The organism is Streptomyces sp. NPDC088766 (assembly GCF_044750845.1).
In the GTDB taxonomy this organism is placed as follows: Bacteria; Actinomycetota; Actinomycetes; order Streptomycetales; family Streptomycetaceae; genus Streptomyces.
On record NZ_JBIVKQ010000012.1, the window covers coordinates 231,094 to 252,615 of the forward strand.

The window sequence follows — 21,522 nt, forward strand, 5'->3', positions numbered from 1 at the left end:
ATCAGGTACGGGTGCGAACGAACAACGCATCGAGTGGCACTCCGGTCGTGTGGACGATGGGGGACCTGCACACCTCGCCGAGCACAGACTGCCCAGGGCCGGCTGGCGCCGAACCTCCGGCCCCACGCATTCCGGCGCACGACCGTGGCCACCGAGATGGCTGCCCGTGCCCGACGAAGGCGCAAGTCTGCCGGGAATCAGATGAGTTGGCTGACACGAACCAGGCGCGATGACGCAAGGCGACCATCGCCGGCCCTGGCCGACACGCGACTTACACTGCTGCCGACCAGTCTTGACGGCCGATGCGTCGCCGCCGCCGACCAACACCCCGAGCCCGGGCGGAAACGACAGAAACGCAGGGAAGACCCGACGGAAGGGGACGTTGAATGCGGGTGCTGTTGTCCACGTACGGGACACGTGGTGACGTCGAACCGCTGGTGGCACTCGCGGTGCGGCTGCGGGCGCTCGGCGCGGCGGTGAGGATGTGCGCCCCGCCGGACGAGGAGTTCGCCGAGCGGCTCGCAGGCATCGGAGTGCAGCTGGTGCCGGTCGGACTCCCCGTCAGGGAGTTGATGCGCGGGAAGACCCTGCCCTCGGCATCGGACCTGGCCCGCTACCGGAACGAGTTGGTCGAGACACAGTTCGGCACCTTCCCTGCGGCGTTCGCCGGATGTGACGTGGTGGTGGCCGCAGGTCTGGGGCAGGTGGCCGCACGATCCGTGGCCGAGGCCGCGGGTGTCCCCTACGTGTACGTGAGCTACGCGGCGGTCCACCTGCCGTCGCCGCACCACGCGCCACCGCCGCGGCCGGGCTGGCCGGAGCCCGAGGCCGCCGACAACCGGACACTGTGGGAGTCGGACGCCCAGAACGTCAACGCGCAGTTCGGCGAGGCACTCAACCGTCACCGGGCAGCGCTCGGTCTGCCGCCGGTGGACAACGTGCGCGACCACGTCCTCACCGACCGCCCGTGGTTGGCGGCGGACCCGGTCCTGGGATCGTGGCGGGACACCCCCGGCCTGGAGGTCGTGCAGACAGGCGCGTGGACCCTCGCGGACGAACGCCCCCTCCCGGCGGACTTGGCGAGGTTCCTGCACGCCGGCACCCCGCCGGTCTATGTGGGCTTCGGCAGCATGTCCCCGGCCGAAGGCATCGGCGGCATGGCCGTCGAGGCGATCCGCGCGCAGGGGCACCGCGTGCTCGTGTCCCGCGGCTGGGCGGATCTGGATCTCGTCGACGGCGGGGACGACTGCTTCGCCATCGGCGAGGCCAACCATCAGAGCCTGTTCGGCAAGGTGGCCGCTGTGGTCCACCACGGCGGCGCGGGCACGACGCTCACAGCGGCCCGGGCGGGCACACCGCAAGTGGTGACACCTCTGCGGTTGTCGGACAACCCGTACTGGGCAGGCCGGGTGGCGGCATTGGGCCTCGGTGCGGCCCTCGACGCTCCGGCCACGACCGTGGGATCTCTGGGCGTCGCCCTCACGACCGCCCTGTCACCCGGGACCCGGGCGCGTGCGAAGTCCCTGGGAGGCCGGCTCCGCACCGACGGGGCGGAGGTGGCCGCGCGACGGCTGATCGACGGGCGGTGGTGAACGACGCCTGCCCACAGCGTCCGGGCCGGTCCGGACGAGGGGCCCCGGCCGGGGTGGCCCCGTCCGGGGCTTCGGCATGCGCGGACCACGGCCGCACGGTTGATCGCGCTGCGGCCGGCGCCGCACCCTCGGTTGCTACCGTTCGCATTCATGGATGACGGCGTGTACACAGGCAATGCGGGCAGGGACGCGGGAGGGAACCGGGGATGGCTGCTCGGGCACTTCAAGGAGCGGGACGATCCCCGTCACAGTGACGCCGTCGAGGTCAAATGGGGTGTGCACCCACGCGGTGAGCGACGAGCACAGTGGGTGCAGGGCGAGGTGCGGACAGCTCTGCTGGTTCTCATCACAGGACGCTTCCGCATGGAGTTCCCCGGGCGCAGCGTGCTGCTGGAGCAGCAGGGCGACTACGTCGTCTGGGGCCAGGGGGTGGACCACTCCTGGTTCGCCGAGGACGACTCCGTGGTGATGACCTTGCGGTGGCCTTCCGTCCCCGGATACGCCGCCCCCGACGAGGAGGGCGCGGCACGACCGAAGTGAACCATTTTCCTCATGTGGTCCGCTATCTTCAGGCAAACCCCTTGATGTCGCACGCCGGGCGCAAACAGCATTCCATCACCGAACAGGTGTGGCGTTGGTCACGGTTGACCATCCAATCGGAACGCACTTAGCATCAACGGAAATGAGCCACCGCACGGACGACCGAATAAAGAGGGGCGCCCGCAACCACCACTCCGCGTTCACCTCGCACAATTTCATGGAGCCCGGACAGGCAGATGCCGATTCCCGGAAGCCGGCGCGAGGCGTCGCCGAGTCCGTGAAAGTCCGGTTCGAAATCTGGAACGACATACCCCCCGCCCCGTTCGCGCAGCAGCACAGCCAGCGGTCTGAACAGGCTTTTTAGCCGATCGACCCGGCCGGCACCCCGTCGAGGGGCCCGGACCCGCAGGCATTGTTCTCAGAGTGCACTTTGATGAAAACACACGCATTCCGGACGCCGGTTCAACGGCTCCGGGAAAGTCGGAAATGATTTCCGTCGCGTTCTCTCCTCGTGAAGGGTAATCCGTGTCTTTACCCCGAATCGCAGTCAGCAATCATTCCGGCGAAGAGGAAAAATTCGCCCCTTTGTCGCTGGCGCAGGAACGTCTGTGGGTGATGGCACGCATGGACGGAGACGCCAGCGCCGCCTACAACGAGCCGATGCCCTTCGACATCCGGGGACCGCTGGACCGGGACCTGCTCATGAAGGCGCTTCATCTGCTCGCGGCCCGGCACGAGGCCCTGCGCACCCGGCTGGTCCCCTCAGGGGGTTCGGCGCTTCAGGTCGTCGATCCGCCGGAGACGTCGTTCCCGGTGGCCTTCGAGGATCTGACGGGGCTGCCGGACGCGGCCGAACGGTTCACGCGCATACGGTCGGAGGTGGAGGGCACCCCGTTCCGCCTGGGCGAGGAACCGATGGCGCGCGGCTGCCTGATAGCGCTCCGACCGGACCATCACGTACTGATCCTGACGGTCCATCACATCATTTTCGACGGCTGGTCCCGCTCCCTGCTGCTGAGAGAGCTGGGCCAGGTGTATTCCGCGCTTCAGCAGGGGCAGGAGGTCTCGCTGCCCGAACTGACCTGGCAGTACAGCGACTACACGCGCTGGCAGTGGGAGTGGATGTCGGGAGACGAGCCGGTGTCGCACGGCGACTACTGGACCACCGCACTGGCCGACACGCCGGCCGTGATCTCCCTGCCCACCGATCGGCCCCGCCCACCCGAACAGGACTTCCACGGCGACCGGTTGCCCGTGACCGTCGACGAGGACCTGACGCGGGCCCTGCGCGCGCTGGCCTCGGACAACGATGTCTCCCTCTACGCGACCGTCCTGACCGGCTGGTCCGTGCTGCTCTCCCTGCTCTCCGGGCAGGACGACGTCGTGGTCGGCGCCCCCACGTCGAACCGCCGACGCGGCGACGTCGAGGGTCTGATCGGCTTCTTCGTCAACACCCTCGCCCTGCGCGCGGACCTCTCGGGCTCCCCCAGTGTCAAGGACGTCCTGAAGCGGGTAAACCAGCGGGTCCGTGACGCCCTGAGGCACGTCGACCTCCCCTTCGAGCGGGTCGTCGAACTGGTCAACCCACCGCGCAGTCCCGCCTGCACAGCCCTGTTCCAGACCATGTTCGCCTGGGTCCCCTCCATGCGGAAGGAACTCGAACTTCCGGGTTTGAAGGTCGAGTTGAGGGATGACGCCGCCCACGTACCCGCGAAGTTCGACACGGTCCTGGCCCTGGCCGACGAGGGCCGGCACCTCACCGGGGAGATCGACTACGCGGTGGCGCTCTTCGACCGGGCGACGGTCGAACGGTACATACGTCAATTCCTGCGCGTGCTGCGTCTGATGACCGAGCGGCCCGATGCCGAGATCGCCGACCTGACGCTGCTCGACGAGGACGAGCAGCGGGCACTCCTCACCACCTTCAGCACAGGGCCCGCCGTGACCGGTCCGGCATCGCCGGGCGTGCTGGAGCGCTTCGCCGCGCAGGTCCGCGAACGACCCGCGCAGTGTGCGGTGGTGGCCGACGACACGGAGCTGGACTACGCGACGCTCGACCGCCGCGCCAACCGTCTCGCCCATGCGCTCGTCGCGCGCGGTGCCGGTCCCGACCGTGTGGTGGGCCTGCACGCCGGGCGTACGGCCGACCTGGTCGTCGGGGTGCTCGGGATCCTCAAGTCCGGAGCCGCCTACCTGCCCCTCGACCCCGGCCAGCCACCGGAGCGGCTGGCCGCCATGGTGAGCGACGCCGCACCGGTCCTCGTGCTGACCGACCGGGGGGAGGCCGCGGACGACGGACAGCCGTGGGAGCACCTGGCGAAGGTCGAGGCAGCGGGGACGCACGACGAGGCGCCGGCCGTCGACGCGGACCGGACCCGGCTCGCCTACGTCATCTACACCTCGGGGTCGACCGGCCGCCCCAAGGGCGTGGCGGTGACGCACGGCAGCGTCGTCAATCTCCTCGACCACTGGCGCGAGCTCATGGGAGATGCCCCCGGCGAGGCGTCCTCGGCCTGGTCGAGCATCGGTTTCGACGCGTCGGTGCACGAACTCCTCGTCCCGTTGACCACCGGCGCCGTGCTCCACCTGGTTCCCGACGAACTCCGCCGGGATCCAGGGGCATTGCTGGACTGGATGCGTGCGCGCAAGGTCACCCAGGCCTTTCTGCCCCCGTCCTACGTCCTGTGGATCGGCGAGGATCCGGCCGTACGCCTGGCCGGATCGAGCCTGCGTCAGCTCCTCACCGGAGTGGAGTCCCTGCCGGAGAGCACCCTGCACCGCATGCGCGAGCTGCTGCCCGGCCTGCGCATCTGCTTCGGCTACGGCCCGACCGAGGCCACGCTCTACTCCACCGCCTACACCGACCCGCAACCGTACGAGCGGTCGTGTCCCATCGGGCGGCCGCTGCGCGGCACGCGCCTGTACCTGCTCGACGACCGGATGCGCCCGGTGCCCGTGGGGGTTCCCGGAGAGGTCTACCTCGGCGGGGCGAGTCTGGCCCGCGGATATCTGAACCGCCCCGACCTCACCGACGAACTCTTCGTGCCCGACCCGTTCGTCCCCGGTGAACGCGTCTACCGCACCGGCGACCTGGCGCGCTGGCTGCCCGATGGCAACGCCGAATACGTCGGCCGCCGCGACGACCAGCTCAAACTGCGCGGTTTCCGCATCGAACCCGGCGAGGTCGAGGCGGCACTGCTGGCGGTCCCCGGGGTGCGGGAGGCCGTCGTCCTGGCCGATCGCGACGCGCCCGGCGGACCCCACCTGGTCGCCGGCGTGGGATGTGACGCCGAGGCCACGCGCATGCCGCACGAGTGGCGTGCGGCCCTCGAGGACCGCCTGCCGGACTACATGATCCCCTCCGTGGTGGCCGAGTTCCCGCGCCTGCCGTTGAACCGCAGCGGCAAGGTGGACCGGCCCGAGGTGCTGCGCGCCGTGGCGGGAACCCGTGCGGGTCGGGTCAACACGGCCGCGCCCCGCGACCACGTGGAGATGGCGCTGTACCGGGTCTGGCGCGGGGTGCTGCTGCACCCGGACATCGGAATCGGTGACAACTTCTTCGAGCTGGGCGGCACTTCGATATCGGCGATCAAGATGGCGGCCGCCGTCCAGGAGGAACTCGGCGTCACCCTGCCCGTCCGCGACGTCCTGCTGCACCCCACCATCGAGGCGCTGGCCGCGCGGGTGCGCGGCGGCGGCGATGCCGTACGGTCCGCCGGACTCGGCAACCTGGTCGAATTCCGCGCGGGCGGCGGCCGGCAGCGCGTGGTGTGTGTGCATCCCGCCGGCGGCACCGCGTTCTGCTACCTGCCCCTGTCCGCCGAACTGGCCGACGACATCGGCGTGGTGGGGCTTCAGGCGCCCGGCATCGATCCTGGCGAGTCCACCCTTCCCGATGTCGAGGCGATGGCCGAGGAGTACCTGCGGCTGGTCGGTCCCCGCGCCGAGGAGGCACTGGTGCTGTGCGGGCTCTCCTACGGCGGTCTGATCGCGTACGAGATGGGCCGCCGCCTGATGGCGGCCGGACACGGGAAGGTGAGCGTGGTCCTCCTCGACACCCACGGTGCCCAGGACGACGAGCAGCGCGCCGCGGTCGCGCCGGTCGGCATGGCGGAGTTCCGGGAGAAACTGGTGCGCTTCAACGGCATGTACCCGGGTATCGACGACGACCAGGTGGCCCGGTACCTGAACGTCTACAACCACCATCGCGAGACGGCGCGCGACTACGCCGTACCCGAGTCGCCCGCCCGTGTCGTGCTGATGCAGGCGACGGCCGTGGAGGACGAAGACGCGGACGTCGAGGGTGCTGCCGCTCGTCTACGCGCGTTCTGGCGGCAGCGCGTCAGCGGTGAGTTCGTGGTCGAGCCGGTCGCCTGCGGTCACTGGGACATGTTGGAGAGCAAGGAACTGCCCCGCGTCGCCGCCGTCCTCACCGCCGAGCTGCACCGGCTGGCATCCGCCCCCGGCCAGGGCGAGACGGAGCGCACCACCCCTTCAGACACGTCGGAGGCACGATGAAACCGCGCGTCGGAACGTCCCCCACCGACGTGGCCGAGGGCGCGAGCGCCCCGACCGGGATAGCCCTTGAGATTCACCGCCGAGCCCTGCGCACACCACACGCCGAGGCGGTCGCCGACGGCGACGTCAGCATCGACTACGGGGCGTTGAACGCGGCAGCCGCCACCGTCGCTCAAGAACTGGCACACCGGGGCATCACCGCGGGGCAGGCCGTCGCGGTGGCGCTGCCGCGGTCGTGGCGGCTGGTCTGCGTGATGCTCGGCGTTCTGCGGCTGGGGGCGCAGGTCGTGCCGCTCGACACGCAGAGCCCCGCCGAACGCCGACACTTCATCCTCCGGGACTCCGCCGCGGTCGCCCTGGTGCACGAGACGGTCGAGAGCGTCACCGGGCTGCCGCAGGACGTGAAGGCGTTCGCCGCGGACGCCCTTCTGCCCGAACGTCCGGCCCCCGCCGCCGCCGTGGAGGCACCGTCCGCCCCCGGCGAGGTGTCCTTCCTGTTCTACACCTCCGGAACGACGGGCCGGCCCAAGGGTGTCGAGGTCGGTGACGCCGGAGTCCGGCGGCTGGCCCGACCCGGCTACATCAGCGTCGCGCCCGGTCTCCGCTTCGGCTGCCTGGCCAATCCGGCGTTCGACGCGCTGAGTTTCGAAGTCTGGGTGCCGCTGCTGACCGGTGGCTGCTGCGTGATCCTGGGCGACGGGGACGTGCAGTCCCCCGAGCGGCTCGCCGCGGCACTGCGGCGCGGTCGCGTGAACACCGTCTTCATCACCACGTCGTTGTTCAACGCGATCGTCACGGCCGTGCCGGACTGCTTCGCCGCGGTCGGCGAGGTCCTGGTGGGCGGTGAGCAGCTCAACCCCCAGGTGATACGCCGCTGGTACCGGGACAACGCGGGCAGCGGCACCCGTCTGTTCAACGCGTACGGGCCGACGGAGTCCACCACCTTCGCCCTGTGCCATCCGATCCCGCGGGACTTCGACGGGGACGTGGTGCCGATCGGACGGCCCTTGCCGCAGAGCGGTGCGGTCCTGGTCGTACCGGACCAGGAGCGGGTCGCCGCGCCCGGTGAGGTCGGCGAGCTCCTGTTGAGCGGAACGGGACTCGCCGTCGGATACCGCCACCTTCCCGAGGAGACCGAGCGGCGTTTCGTGCGGCTGCCATGGCTCGACGGTGGCGAGGAGCGGTACTACCGCACCGGTGACCTCGTACGGACCGGCGACGAGGGCCTGCTGGAGTACGTCGGACGAATCGACCGCCAGGTCAAGGTCCGTGGCTTCAGGATCGAGCCCGGTGAGGTGGAACTGCGTGTTCTCGCCCACCCGGCGGTCCGGCGGGCCCACGTGTGCACGCGCCGCGCGGGCCAGGAGGGGCCCAACGAACTGCTGGCGTTCGTCGTCCTCGGCCAGGAACTGTCCTACGAGGAGTTCGACAGCCACCTCGCGACCCAGCTGCCCGCCTACATGCGCCCCCATCAGATCCACCTCGTGGCTGAGCTGCCGCTCAACGCCAACGGCAAGGTCGATCAGGCCGCCCTGCTGCGGCAGGCCGGCCGGCCCTGGCGGCCCGCTGCCGCATCCGGCGGACCGGCCATGACGGAGACCGAGCGCCGGGTCGTCGAACTGGCCGAGGAGATACTCGGCACCACCGGTCTCGGGCCCGGTGACCGGTGGATCGCCAGCGGCGGTGACTCGTTGAAGGCGCTTCGGTTCTGCTTCGCCGTACGACAGCGCTGGGGCCGCGAACTGACGCAGGCGGCCGTCCTCCACGACGATCTGGCCGCCGTCGCCCGGTGCCTGACCACAGTCGCTCCCGGCGGGGAGGGCGCCCTGCCGGCACCGGTGGTCTCCGGTGCCCGCTCCGCGCCCGCCACCAGCGAACAGCAGCGGCTGTGGCTGGTCCAGCGCCGCGCCCCCGGCTCCCGGGCCTACTCCGTCAACCAGGCCTTCCGGGTGGACGGACCCGTCGACACCCCTGCCCTGCGGCACGCGCTGCGCAGCCTGGTGGCACGTCACGAGGCACTGCGGACGGGTTTCGGTCCCGGGCCGGACGGCCTGGAGCAGACCGTCGGCGAGCCGTACGACCCCTGGCACGAGCCGAACCCCCGGCAGGCCTGGAGCGAGGAGGAAGCGCACGCCTTCGCCGACACCTTCTTCGCGGAGCCCTTCGACCTCGCCGTCCCCCGTCTGCTCCGGGCCTGCTGGCTGCCGCGTGACGGTGGCGGCACGCTCCTGCTGCACCTGCACCACATCGCCGTGGACGGCTGGTCGTTGAGCATCCTCCTGCAGGACCTCTCGGCCGCCTACGCCGGAAGCGGCCGGCCCGGGGAACCCGCTCCGACCCCCCTGGACTTCGCCGTCTGGCAGAGCGACCGGTTCGCGAGCGCGGCCTACCAGGTGCAGCGCGACGAACTGCTCCGCTACTACCAGGGGCTGGAGGAGCCGCAGGAGCCGCTGCCCGCCCGGGACGCGGCTGCGGCACCGCGGGCGCGCCTGCTGCACACGTCACTCGACGCCGTTCGGCGGAGCCGGGTGGACCGGGTGTGCGCGGAGTCCGGGCTGACCCGGTTCCAGGTGCTGCTGAGTGTGTTCTCCTGGTGCCTGTACGGTGTGGCGGGCCTGGTCCGCCCGCGCATCGCCGCCCCGGTCGCGGGCCGTCCCGTGCACGAGTTCGAGAACAGCGCGGGCATGATGGCGAACACCGTGCTGCTGCCCCTGACCGTCGTGCCCGGTGAGGACCTGCGCTCCCACCTGGCCCGCACCAGGACGGTCACGGGGGAGGTACTGGGACGTCAGGACGTGGCGCTCACGGACGTCCTGACCGGCTGGGAGGCCGTCGGCGACAACACCCCGTTCGATTTTCTGTTCGTCCTGGAGAACACCGACTTCGGGGCGCTGCGGCTGCCCGGCTGTGCCCAGCGCCCCCTGTGGTGGGCGGCGCCGGAGGCCAAGTGCCCGATGACCGTCTCCGTGGTCGAGCACGCGGACGGATGCGACGTGCTGTGGGAGTACGCCGCCGACCGGTTCACCGGCGAGGACGTCGAGGCGATGGCGGAGCTGTTCCGGCGGGGCGTGGACGCGCTCGCGGCCGGTGGCCGCTCCACCGCCCGTGACCTCGTCGTACCGTACCGGCGGTCCCTTCCGGGGCACGGGCGCGGCCCCGCCCCGGAACCCGGCTTCACCACGATCGCCGAGGGCTTCGGCCGGCAGGTCGCCCGCGCTCCGGGTGCTCCCGCCGTCGTCACGGCCGACGGCGGCATCCTGAGCTACGCGGCCCTCGACGCCCGTGCCGCGGCCCTCGCGAGGGAACTGGCCGACCGCTACCCGATCCCGGCCGACGGCAGCCCCTGCCGGGCGGCCCTGTACCTGGATCCCTCCGCCGAACACGTGGTGGCGCTGCTGGCACTGGCACGGCTGAACGTCACCGCCGTCCCCCTCGATCCCTCCTACCCGGCCGACGTGCTGCGCCGCGTCCTGGAAGAGATCGACCCGCTGTGCGTCCTGACCACACGGGACGGCTCGCCGACGCTGGACACCCTGCTCCCGGACGGCGTGGTGCGCCACCTGCTCACACCGGTGGACCCGGCGCCACGGACCGACGGCACGAGTGGGTCGTACGACGGGCACAGCGGTGACCGGCGCACGGTCGACGCGCCGGCGCACGACGGCGCCCGCCCCCTGTACGCGCTGTTCACCTCCGGCTCCACGGGCGTCCCCAAGGGCGTGCAGATCCACGACCGCACACTGTGCGACCTGATCAGGTGGCAGTCCGGTCCCGGCGGTCTGGCCGCCCCCGCCGCCACCCAGCAGTTCTCGATGCTGGCGTTCGACGTCTCCTTCCAGGAGATCTTCGGGACGCTGTGCACGGGTGGCAGGCTCCAGCTCGTACGTCCCGAGTGGCGTCAGGACGCGCCCGCGCTCCTGGACCGGCTGGAATCCACGGGCGCCGAACGGATCTTCATGCCCTACGTGGCCCTGCAACTGCTCGCCGAGTACGCCGTCCGTCTGAACAGGTATCCCTCCCGGCTGCGCGAAGTGGTCACCGCGGGCGAGCAGCTGGTGTGCACCGAGAGCATCCGGCGCTGGTTCGCCGGACTTCCCGGCGCGCGCCTGTTCAACCACTACGGACCGACGGAGACCCATGTCGTCAGCGCCCTGTGCCTGGAGGGAGACCCCGGGCAATGGCCCGAGCGGCCCGCCATCGGACGCCCGGTGGCCGGCGCCGACCTGCGCGTGGTGGACGCCCAGGGTGACCCGGTCCCGACCGGGTGCACCGGCGAGCTGCTGATCGGCGGCACCATGACCACCCGCTGCTACCTCGGCGAACCCGCACCCGACGACGCCCGCTTCGTCGAACTCCCCGGCGCGGGCCTGTTCTACCGCAGCGGTGACCGGGCGTTCTTCGACCGTGCGGGCCTGCTGCACTACGCAGGCCGCGACGACCAGCAGATCAAACTGAGCGGGCACCGGCTGGAACTCGGCTCCGTCGAGGCGGCCCTGCTGCGTCATCCGGCCGTGGTCAACGCGGTCGTCACACGTGAGGGTGACCGGCTGACGGCCGGCCTGGAAATCCGTGGCGAAGCGCCGTCCGCCGACGACCTGAGCGCGCAGCTGTCCGCCCTTCTGCCCTCCTACGTAAGGGTGGACCGCTTCCGCAGACTGGAGAAACTGCCCCGCACCCCCAGCGGCAAGCTGGACCGGCAGGCCGTGGTCCGGGCGCCGGGGGAAGAGATCCGTCGTTCCGCGATCGCCCGCACGGGCCTGTCGGCCGAGGAGGAGCGCCTCACCACCGCCTTCGAGGAGGTCACCGGGTCGCCGATCGCACCGGACCGGACGTTCTTCGAGGCGGGTGCCTCCAGCCTCGCTCTGATGCGCTTCCACCTGCACTGCACCACGGCACTCGGTCTGCGTTTCAGCATCGCGGACCTGTTCGAGCACGTCACCGTCCGCTCGCTGGCCCGCCACCTCACCGCGCCGCGGCCGCTTTCCCCACCGGCCGCGAAGAACGAGGGGGCCCCCGAACCCGGCGAGCCGATCGCGGTCGTCGGCATGGCGGTACGGGTGCCCGGCGCCCCGGACCTGGCCGCCTTCTGGGAGCTGGTGGTCTCCGGCGGCACCGGAATCCGCCGAATCGACGCGCCGGAAGGAATCGTCGGCGCGCACAGCACGCTCGACGGCATGCTCGACTTCGACCCGGGCCACTTCGGCATCAGCCCCCAAGAGGCCCGTCTGATGGACCCCCAGCAGCGGCACCTGCTGATGGCCGGGGTGCAGGCCCTGGCACACGCCGGAGTGGCGGACACCTCGGCCACCCGGGTGGGCCTGGTGGCCGGCGCGGGGGAGAACACCTACTTCCAGTCCCTGCTGCGCGAGGCGGACCCCGGCCGGCTGCCCGACGGCTTCCAGCTCGCCCTGCACCACGAGAAGGACTTCCTGGCCACCAAGGTGGCGTACCACCTCGGGCTGACCGGCCCCGCCTTCAGCGCCCAGACCGCCTGCTCCAGCTCCCTGGTCGCCGTGCACCTCGCCGCCGGTCTGCTCCGGCAGGGCGAGGCCGACGTGATGCTTGCCGGAGGGGTCCTCGTCGACCCCGGGCTGACCAAGGGCTACCGTTACCGCCCTCAGCACATCTTCTCCGCGGACGGCGACTGCCGGCCCTTCAGCGCCGACGCCACCGGCACGGTCGGCGCGAGCGGCGTCGGCGTCGTGGTCCTCAAGACGCTGCGCCGGGCACGGCGCGACGGCGACACCGTCTACGCGCTGATCACAGGCTCCGCGATCAACAACGACGGTGCGGCGAAGATGAGTTACACCGCGCCGTCGCTGGCCGGACAGCGGGAGGTGATCCGGACCGCCCTGGCCCGCGCCGGACGCACGGGCGCCGACCTCGGCTACGTGGAGGCCCACGGCACCGGGACCCGGCTGGGCGACCCGGTCGAAGTGGGGGCGCTGCGGCAGGCGTTCGACGTGAGCGAGTCCGGCCGCTGCGCTCTGAGCTCCGTAAAGAGCCAGCTCGGCCACATGGGTGCGGCCGCCGGTGTGGTGGGCCTGGTGCGCGCGGTGCTCGCCGTGCACCACGGGACGCTCCCGCCCAACCTCAACTTCCGCGCCTTCAATCCGGAGATCGGCCCCGATCCCACTCCCTTCCACGTCCCGTCCGAAGCCATGCCCTGGCCCGGGGGACGCGAACGGGTCGCCGCGGTCAGCAGCTTCGGGATCGGCGGCACCAACGCCCACGTCATCGTGGAGCAGGACACCGCATCCGGACCCGTGGCGGCGCGCGAGGTACCCGCGTGCCTCGTGCTGTCGGCCTCCAGCGCGGACGCACTGGCCGCCGACGCCGCCCGGATCGCCGAATATCTCCACCTGCACCCGGAGCAGCACGAGTTGGTGCTGCGTCATCTCCAGGCCGGGCGGGTCGCCCGCCGCCTGCGGGCCGCGGCACCCGTGACGGACGCCGCCGCGGCCGAGGACTGGCTGCGCGCGGTGGCCACCGGAGCGGTGCCGCACGGTATCGCGGACCCGGACGCCGTGACGGTCTGCGCGGCCGGCCGCACGGCGCACGACCTCGCCGAGGACTGGGCCGCCGGACGCACCGTCGACTGGGGAGCAGGCTCCGCTCCGGCGCCCTGGGACTTCCCGCCCCCGGCCTTCTCCCTGTCGGAGTACGACTTCGACCGACTGCCCGGGGAGCCGCGCGGGGCTCCGGCCGCCGCACCCCGGCGGCTGCCTCGCGAGAACTGGCTGCATCAACCGCACTGGGTCCGGCTGCGCCGTGCCCACGTCGCGGACACCACCGTGCCGGCCGGCCGCGCGTCCGCCGTGGTCGTCGTGACCTCCGAGAGCACTCCGCGGACGGCGCTCGCGCCCTTCGAGGCGGTGGCGCCGCGCGTGATACGGGTGCACCCGGCCGGCACCTTCGCCCGCAGGGAACCGGACGCCTACGACGTGGACCCCGCCGATCCGGCGTCGCTGCGCCGACTGCTCGACGCGCTGTCCGAGGACGGCGCCCCGGTCTCCGGCGACACGGAGTGGGTGCACGCCCTGCCCCTCGGCGTGACGGGGCCGGTCGGTCCCGTCACCCTGGAACAGGCCCGTCACACCTGCCTGGACAGCACGGCGGCCCTGGCCCGGGCACTGGGCGGGCGAACCGGCTCCCCACGCGTGTGGTGGCTGTCGTACGGCGCCCGGCCCGTGGCGGGACCGGTGGACAGACCCGAACTGGCGCTCCTCGCCGGGCCGGTCGAGGTCGCCCCTCAGGAGTCCGCCCTGAGCGGCCACTGGCTCGACCTCCCCGACGGCGACCTCACCCGCTGGGCCGGGCACGTGGCCTCGGTCGTCGCCGGGACACGTGAGGCCGGGCATCCCGGCGGACCCGCCCTACCGCGCCAGCTCGCGCTGCGGCAGGGTCACTGGTGGCGGCAGGGCACCACACCCGTGCCGGAGCCGGAGGGTGAACGGTCCCTCGTACCGGCCGGAGCGGACACCGTCCACCTGGTGCTCGGCGGCACGGGCGGCATAGGCCGCGCCATAGCCGCCTGGTTGCTCGAACACACCCGCAGCCGGGTCCTGTTGCTGTCGAGGAACCCGCGGCTGCCCGAGGAGCTGAACGGATGGGCCGACCGCATCGGCCTCGTCCCGGCGGATGTCACGGCCATGTCCGTCCACGAGGTGGCGGCGGCCGTCGCCGGCCACACCTCCCGGCTGGACGGCGTCATCCACGCGGCCGGTCTGGGACACGGCGGGCTGCTCGTACGGCGCGACGCCACGGCGATGCGCGACGCCGCCGCGGTCCGTGAAAGGGGCGCACTCGTCGTCGAGCACCTGATCGGAGCATTCCGCCCGGAGATCGCGGTCTACTGCTCCTCGATGTCCGCCCTGCTCGGCGGTGTCGGCCAGAGCGACTACGCGGCCGGCGCGAGCCTCCTCGACGGCTTCGCCCACCACCGGGCCACCGAGACGGAGACGACCGTCCGGATCGGCATCGACTGGGACATCTGGAGCGAGACCGGAATGGCCACCCGGGTCCTGAACACGGACAGCCGCCACCAGGCACACCTCGCGGTCGGCCTGACCGTCGAGGAGGGCAAAGCGGTCTTCGCGCATGCCCTGGCCCTGGGCCTGCCGCAACTCCTGGTGTCCACGACCGGCATCGAGGACTCCCGGGCCTTCTACGCTCCTGCCGGGAAAACGGATCAGTCCTCGCTCTCCGGGCCGGTGCACCCGGCGGACGGAGAGCGGGAAGCCTCCGGCGCCGGCGGTACCGGGGAGCGGGCGGATGCCATGGCCCGGGTGGTCCGGGATCTGCTGGGTGTGGACGAACTGGACCCGGAGGCCTCCCTCTACGATCTGGGCGCCGACTCGCTGACCCTGATCAGCCTGATCGTCCGCGTCGAGGAGGACCACGGTGTCGGGTTGGACCTGGCCTCCTTCAGCCACCGCGTCAGCCTCACGGAGATCCTGAAGCACATCGAGGCGGCCCTCACCTGCGCCGAGCCCGCCACCGAGACCACCACCGAGGCGACCACCGAGGCGACCGCGAGCACCTCCCGGGTCGTCCTCGACATCTGGCAGGAGGGGACCGGTTCGGCCGTTCTGTGCCTGGTGCACCCCGTGGGCGGAGACATCCAGGCGTACCGCTCCCTGGTGGCGGCACTCGGACCCGCGCCGACGGTGTGCCTCATCGCCGATCCGGCACTCCGCGACCCCGAGACGCCCGCGTGGTCACTGGCCGAGCGGGCCCATCACTACGACGCGGAACTCCGCGCGCGGTTCGGCGGACCGGACCGCCGGCTTCACCTGGCCGGATGGTCCTACGGCGCCCGTGTGGCGATGGAGATGGCGGGTCTCGCCGAGTCGGGCGGCCGCCCCCTGGAAGCGCTCTACCTCCTGGATCCGCCACCGCCCCGGGCGGAAGCACTGGTCGCCGCCTACGACGAGGCTCATCTGGAAAGGGTGTTCGCCGCCGAACTCGGCACCGGAGCGTCCTCGTCGCCGAGCGAGCACGCACAGGCGTACGCCGAGAGGCTGGCCCGCTGCTGCCGCGCGAACCTGCGCAGCCTCGCGGAACACCGCGTACGGCCGCTCGTCTGCGTCCCCACGTATCTGTGGCTGGCCGAACACCCCACCGCGGGCATGCCCGCGCCCGCCGATCCCCGCGAGCCGGACCAGGAGTGGAACACCTGCCTGCCGCCGTCCGCCGAGCTCAGGTATCTGCCCACGGACCACTACGGCATCGTGGCGGCACCCCACGTGGACACGGTGGCCGAGACCATCAGGGCGGCGCTGGCGTCCCCGGATGCCGGTGCCCGCGGGACCGCTGACCGGTAAGCCCCATCCCCCTACGGAGGTTGACATGGAGTCATACGAACGCGAAGCCCTGGAAGCGGTGACCACGCGCCCCGTGCATCCCTACCGCACACTCACCGTGGAACGGATCACCCCCGTTCTGGGGGCGGAAGTCTCAGGCGTCGACCTGTCGCAGGAGATCCCGGGGGAGCAACTGGACGAGATCCGGACCGCCTTCCGCGACCACCACGTCCTCGTCTTCCGCGATCAGACGATCACCGCCGAGCATCACAAGCGCTTCGCCGCCGCCTTCGGCGAACTGCGGCCCGTCAACCCGCCGCCGCCCGAGGGCGATCCCCACATCCTGGAGATCCGCACGACGTCAGCAGCAGCGGACGTGGCGGGCAACGGCTGGCACGCGGACGGCACCGCCGACGCAGAACCGTCACTGGGGTCGATGCTGTACATCACCGAGGTCCCCGAGCCAGGCTGCGGCGGCGACACCCTCTTCGCCGACATGCATCTCGCCTACGCCATGCTCTCACCGGCGATGCGTGCGCTGCTGGACCCGCTGACCGCGATACACGACGGCGCGCAGGCCCTGGCGGGATACCCGCTGCCGGCGGACTACGTCATCCCCAAGAGCGAACACCCGGTGGTCGCCCGGCACCCCGAGACCGACCGCAGACTGCTGTACGTCAACAAGGCCTACACCAGCCGCATCCCGCAGCTCTCGGCCGACGAGAGCCGGGCCCTGCTCGACGTGCTCTTCGACATCATCGCCCGCAGGCCGGTCCTGCACTGCCGCGTCCGCTGGACCCCGGGCACGCTCGTCTTCTGGGACAACCGGTGCGTCCAGCACCACGCGACGTACGACTACTACCCCTACGCCCGCTACGGCCAGCGCGTCGCCATCAACGGCGGCCCCGTCAAGGGCTGACGTCCTGAACAGGTGAGGCGTCGTGCACGGACCCGGTCCCGCGCACGACGCCTCACCGCGCTGCCCGAGGTGAGTGGCGTTCCGGATCGAACTCCAGCACCTGCGTGAGCCGGACGTGGGAGTGCAGGGTCGGCGGGTCGCCGCCCCGACGGAGCCGCCATGGGCGACTGCCGTTCCACATCGCGGCGAGGACCGGGCGAGGGCCGGGTGCCGACCCGTCCGGACGGGGCCGAAGGAGGCTGTGCGCGGCGGCTCTCGATGCCGGCCCACGCCAGCCCTGCAGCCGTGGCCCCCTCCAGGCCCTGCCCGATGGACGCGCCGGAGACGTCCAGCGCCTTGCCGCTGTTGCGATGGACCAGGACCTACCAGGCGTTGGTGTCCGCCGTCGCCGCCTCGGCGGGCGCCGGATCCACCGCGGCGCGCATGCCGACCGCGAGGGTCGCCGCCACCACGGCGACGACCCGGGACCATCAGCGGTGTCTTCCTGGAGGGGCGGGTGAAGCCGCGTCGTGGGTCTTCATCGATTCACCCTTTCGTCCGTGGCAGGTCCCGTCAGGTGCGGGTCCAGCGTTGGTTGCCGCTGTTCGAGCAGGAGTAGAGCTGGATCAGGGTGCCGTTGGCGGTGCCGCCTGCGACGGCGTCGAGGCAGAGGCCGGACTGGACGCCGACGATGGATCCGTCGGAGTTGAGGCGCCATTTCTGGTTGTCGCCGCCCCAGCAGCTGTAGATCTGGACTTTGGTGCCGTTGGTGGTGCCGGCGGCGTCCAGGCACTTGTTGCCGTAGACCCTGAACTCGCCGGCCGCGGTGTACGTCCACTGCTGGTTGGTGCCGTTGTGGCAGTCCCACAGGTTGAGCTGGGTGCCGTCGGTGGTACTGGTGCCGGGCACGTCCAGGCAGCGGCCCGAACCGACGCCCTTGATCGGTCCGGAATCCGAAGGGGGCGTGGAGGAGCCGCCGTTGAGCGCGTTGAGGACGGCGGTGTAGGCGGGCTTCTTGCTGCCGTCGCCGTTGAACAGCAGCGGCGTCTGCTCCGCTCGCCAGGAGTCGCTGTCGCGCACGCCCCAGACGGTGATGCCGAGGCAGCGCGGGACGGCCAGGCAGTCGTTGGTCACGTTGGCGTAGGTCGTGGCCGGGGCGCCCTGGATGTCGAGTTCGGTGATGGCCACGTCGACGCCGAGGGCGGCGAAGTTCTGCAGGGTGGTGCGGAAGTTGCTGTTGTAGGGGCTGCCGCTGTTGAAGTGCGACTGGAAGCCGACGCAGTCGATCGGTACGCCGCGCTGCTTGAAGTCCCGGACCATGGCGTACATGGCCTGGGTTTTGGCCCAGGTCCAGTTCTCGACGTTGTAGTCGTTGTAGCAGAGCTTGGCGGCCGGGTCGGCGGCGCGCGCGGTGCGGAAGGCGACCTCGATCCAGTCGTTCCCTGTGCGTTGCAGGTTGGAGTCGCGCCGGGCTCCCGAACTGCCGTCGGCGAAGGCCTCGTTCACCACGTCCCACTGCGCGATCCTGCCCTTGTAGTGGGCCATCACGCCGTTGATGTGGTCGATCATCGCCTGGCGCAGCGTGCTGCCGCTCAGGCTCTGCATCCAGCCGGGCTGCTGGGAGTGCCAGGCCAGGGTGTGGCCGCGCACCTGCTTGCCGTTCTGCACCGCCCAGTTGTAGACGCGGTCACCGGCGGTGAAGTTGAACTGGCCCCGCTGCGGTTCGGTGGCGTCGATCTTCATCTCGTTCTCGGCCGTCACCGAGTTGAACTCACGGCCCGCGATCGCCGTGTACGCCGAGTCGCCCAGTCTGCCCGAGGCGATGGCGGTGCCGAAGTAGCGGCCGCTCTGCGCCGCCGCGGCGCCGAGCGTGTTCTCGGCGGCGTGTGCGGTCGGCGGCGCGACCAGTGCGGCGACCGTACCGAGGACGCCGACGACCAGCGCCAACAGCAGGCCGCGGATCTTCCGGCGGACGAGGGGTCCGGGAAGGGCATACGAGCCCATGACTGTGCCTCCAAGGTAGAAATCACGGAAGGGCTGAAGCGCGGGGGGAACGCGGCGTCCGCTCCCGCTCGGCGGACGGACGGGACGGGGCGGGCCGGAAGCGGGGCAGCACGGAGTCACCGGACACCGCGGTCATGGGACCGGGACGATCTCAACCGGCACGGACGGCACCCGGTCGGCCGTCGGGTGACGTACGGCGGCCGTCGGGTGACGTACGGCGGGCGGCGGGTGACGTGCGGCGGGCGGCGGCGATGTTTCGACACAGGCACGGGGTACTCCATCGCGGCTCAGCCGGGGGACCGCCACGCGGCGTCGCGTACCTCTCCAACTGTGTGAAGAGCCAGGATGCGCTGGTGCGAACCTCACCGGGACGAAACGGGGTGGCGCGGGTGCTCCGGTACGCGGATCTGTCGTGCAGCCGTGCGTGGGTCTGCCGTGCAGCACAGATCGCCCAGGACCGACGTGGTTCGACATCTCGAACTACGGCCGGTTTCCCAGACAGGGATGATTGAGGTATTGACGATGGATCGTCAATACTCCCCGCAGAAGAAATTTCGGTCCCCCGTCCGAAACTTTCTGGAATCCCGGCGAGCGAAGGCGAACCCCCGGCGCCGCCGTCGGCGGATGCCGCGGGGCCGGGACCGGGACGAGTGCGCGAACGCCGCTTCCTCGACTTCTCCCCTCCACGCGGACGCCTCGGACCGGCGAGCCGCATCGCAAACTCCGGAGTGCCGCCGGTCGGCGCGACGGCCCGTCAAGCCCGAAGGGGAGGCGCTGTTTGTGGACAGATCGGCGACAGGCCTTGACCGGAGGGCCCCGCATTCCTAGCTTGTGCCGTCGAAGCATCCGGGAATTCCTCGAAACTTTCGAGATCGCCCCCGTCCCCCGGTACGTCCACTCCGCGGTTCATCGGAGTCACCTCACCCCCACCCCCGAAGGAGGCCCTCTGATGTGGTTTCGCCCCCCGTCCCCGGTCCGTCCAAGACGATTACTCGCCGTTCTCGCACCTTTGCTTTTCGTGGCCACCTTCCTCGGTGCCCAGCCCGCCGACGCGGCGACCGTGGATCCCGGCGCCTCGTATGTGCTGGTCAACCGCAACAGCGGCAAGGCCCTGGATCTCTACAACATGGCGACCGAAGACGGCGCCCGCATCACCCAGTGGACCAGGAACGACCAGAACCAGCAGCAGTGGCAGTTCGTCGATTCCGGGGGCGGCTACTACCGCATCAAGTCCCGCCACTCGGGCAAGGTGCTGGACGTCAACAACTGGTCCACCGCGAACGGCGGCTCGATCGTCCAGTGGGCCGACCTGAACGCCACCAACCAGCAGTGGCGGCTGGCCGACAGCTCGGACGGCTACGTGAGGCTCATCTCGCGCCACAGCAACAAGGCCCTCGAAGTACAGGGCGCCGCCACCGCCGACAACGCGAACATCGTCCAGTACGACGACTGGGGCGGCGCCAACCAGCAGTGGCAGCTCGTCAAGGTGGTCGCGGAGAACCCCGGCTCGTGCGATCTCCCGTCGGCCTACCGCTGGTCGTCGACGGGCGCGCTGGCGCAGCCCAAGTCGGGGTGGGTCTCGCTCAAGGACTTCACCGTCGCCCCGTACAACGGCAAGCAGCTCGTCTACGCGACGACGCACGACACCGGGACGCGCTGGGGTTCCATGAACTTCGGCCTGTTCACCAACTGGTCGGAGATGGCCTCCGCCGGCCAGAACACGATGTCGAACTCCACCGTCGCGCCCACGCTCTTCTACTTCGCGCCGAAGAACATCTGGGTGCTCGCCTACCAGTGGGGCGGGACCGCCTTCTCCTACCGGACGTCGAGCGACCCCACCAACCCGAACGGCTGGTCGTCCCAGCAGGTGCTCTTCTCCGGAAGCATCTCGGGATCCGGCACGGGACCCATCGACCAGACGCTCATCGGTGACGGGACGAACATGTACCTGTTCTTCGCCGGTGACAACGGCAAGATCTACCGGGCCAGTATGCCGATCGGGAACTTCCCGGGCAGCTTCGGCACGACCTCGACCGTGATCATGAGCGACACCACGAACAACCTGTTCGAAGCCCCGCAGGTCTACAAGCTGCAGGGCCAGAACCGCTACCTCATGATCGTCGAGGCGATCGGCTCGCAGGGCCGCTACTTCCGCTCGTTCACGGCCACCAGTCTGAACGGCACCTGGACACCCCAGGCCGCGACCGAGAACAGTCCCTTCGCCGGCAAGGCCAACAGTGGCGCCACCTGGACCAACGACATCAGCCACGGCGAACTGATCCGCACCGGCCCCGATCAGACCATGACCGTCGATCCCTGCAATCTGCAGTTGCTCTACCAGGGGCGCAGCCCCAACTCCGGCGGCGACTACGGTCTCCTGCCCTACCGTCCGGGTCTGCTGACGCTGCAGCGCTGACGGCGTGACACGAAGTCCGGCTCCGGCAGGGAGCCGGCGTGGGGGGGGGGGGGGGCGCGGCCCCCCCCCCCCCCGCCCCCCGCCCCGCCCCCCCCGGGGGGGCCCCCGGGGGGGGGGGGGGGGGGGGGGGGGCCCGCGGGGGGGGGCCCCCCCCCGCGGCCCCCGGCGACGCCGTCTCGGCCGACGTGCCGGGCGGCCTGCCGGGCGGCACGGGGCCGCGGGCCTCGGGTCCGGTGCCGGGGCCGCGCC

The 21,522-nt window shown here is 71.2% G+C and carries 7 protein-coding genes; 6 read left to right on the forward strand and 1 reads right to left on the reverse strand.

The features are described from left to right. Positions 1-386: 386 nt before the first annotated feature. The 5 genes from ACIP5W_RS19160 to ACIP5W_RS19180 all read left to right on the forward strand — a co-directional run bounded on the left by ACIP5W_RS19160 (position 387) and on the right by ACIP5W_RS19180 (position 16,874). On the forward strand, positions 387-1,592 hold the full coding sequence (locus ACIP5W_RS19160) for a glycosyltransferase (protein WP_401474419.1): 1,206 nt from the start codon (positions 387-389) through the stop codon (positions 1,590-1,592). A gap of 150 nt (positions 1,593-1,742) precedes the next feature. Then, the gene (locus ACIP5W_RS19165) at positions 1,743-2,132 is read left to right on the forward strand and encodes a signal peptidase I (protein WP_401474422.1); all 390 of its coding nucleotides are present in this window, start codon (positions 1,743-1,745) and stop codon (positions 2,130-2,132) included. A gap of 525 nt (positions 2,133-2,657) precedes the next feature. After that, complete coding sequence (locus ACIP5W_RS19170) at positions 2,658-6,650, forward strand: amino acid adenylation domain-containing protein (protein ID WP_401474425.1); 3,993 nt, start codon at positions 2,658-2,660, stop codon at positions 6,648-6,650. Then, positions 6,647-15,976, forward strand: a complete 9,330-nt coding sequence (locus tag ACIP5W_RS19175) for an amino acid adenylation domain-containing protein (protein ID WP_401474428.1) — start codon at positions 6,647-6,649, stop codon at positions 15,974-15,976. The genes ACIP5W_RS19170 and ACIP5W_RS19175 overlap by 4 nt, the downstream gene beginning before the upstream one ends. Before the next feature lie 25 nt (positions 15,977-16,001). After that, positions 16,002-16,874: a TauD/TfdA dioxygenase family protein gene (locus ACIP5W_RS19180; protein WP_401474431.1), complete on the forward strand. Its 873-nt coding sequence runs from the start codon at positions 16,002-16,004 to the stop codon at positions 16,872-16,874. 552 nt (positions 16,875-17,426) lie between these two features. Here ACIP5W_RS19180 and ACIP5W_RS19185 read toward each other — a convergent pair. After that, positions 17,427-18,857: an endo-1,4-beta-xylanase gene (locus ACIP5W_RS19185; RefSeq protein ID WP_401474434.1), complete on the reverse strand. Its 1,431-nt coding sequence runs from the start codon at positions 18,855-18,857 to the stop codon at positions 17,427-17,429. Between the two features lie 949 nt (positions 18,858-19,806). On the opposite strand from ACIP5W_RS19185, the gene ACIP5W_RS19190 reads away from it, so the two are divergent. After that, positions 19,807-21,273, forward strand: a complete 1,467-nt coding sequence (locus tag ACIP5W_RS19190) for a non-reducing end alpha-L-arabinofuranosidase family hydrolase (protein ID WP_401474437.1) — start codon at positions 19,807-19,809, stop codon at positions 21,271-21,273. Positions 21,274-21,522 lie beyond the last annotated feature (249 nt).

What these genes read in the sequence shown, in the direction of transcription:
- ACIP5W_RS19160 (WP_401474419.1), top strand. Translation starts at nt 387, where the DNA reads ATGCGGGTGCTGTTGTCCACGTACGGGACACGTGGTGACGTCGAACCG.
- ACIP5W_RS19165 (WP_401474422.1), top strand. Translation starts at nt 1,743, where the DNA reads ATGGATGACGGCGTGTACACAGGCAATGCGGGCAGGGACGCGGGAGGG.
- ACIP5W_RS19175 (WP_401474428.1), top strand. Translation starts at nt 6,647, where the DNA reads ATGAAACCGCGCGTCGGAACGTCCCCCACCGACGTGGCCGAGGGCGCG.
- ACIP5W_RS19180 (WP_401474431.1), top strand. Translation starts at nt 16,002, where the DNA reads ATGGAGTCATACGAACGCGAAGCCCTGGAAGCGGTGACCACGCGCCCC.
- ACIP5W_RS19185 (WP_401474434.1), bottom strand. Translation starts at nt 18,857, where the DNA reads ATGGGCTCGTATGCCCTTCCCGGACCCCTCGTCCGCCGGAAGATCCGC.
- ACIP5W_RS19190 (WP_401474437.1), top strand. Translation starts at nt 19,807, where the DNA reads ATGTGGTTTCGCCCCCCGTCCCCGGTCCGTCCAAGACGATTACTCGCC.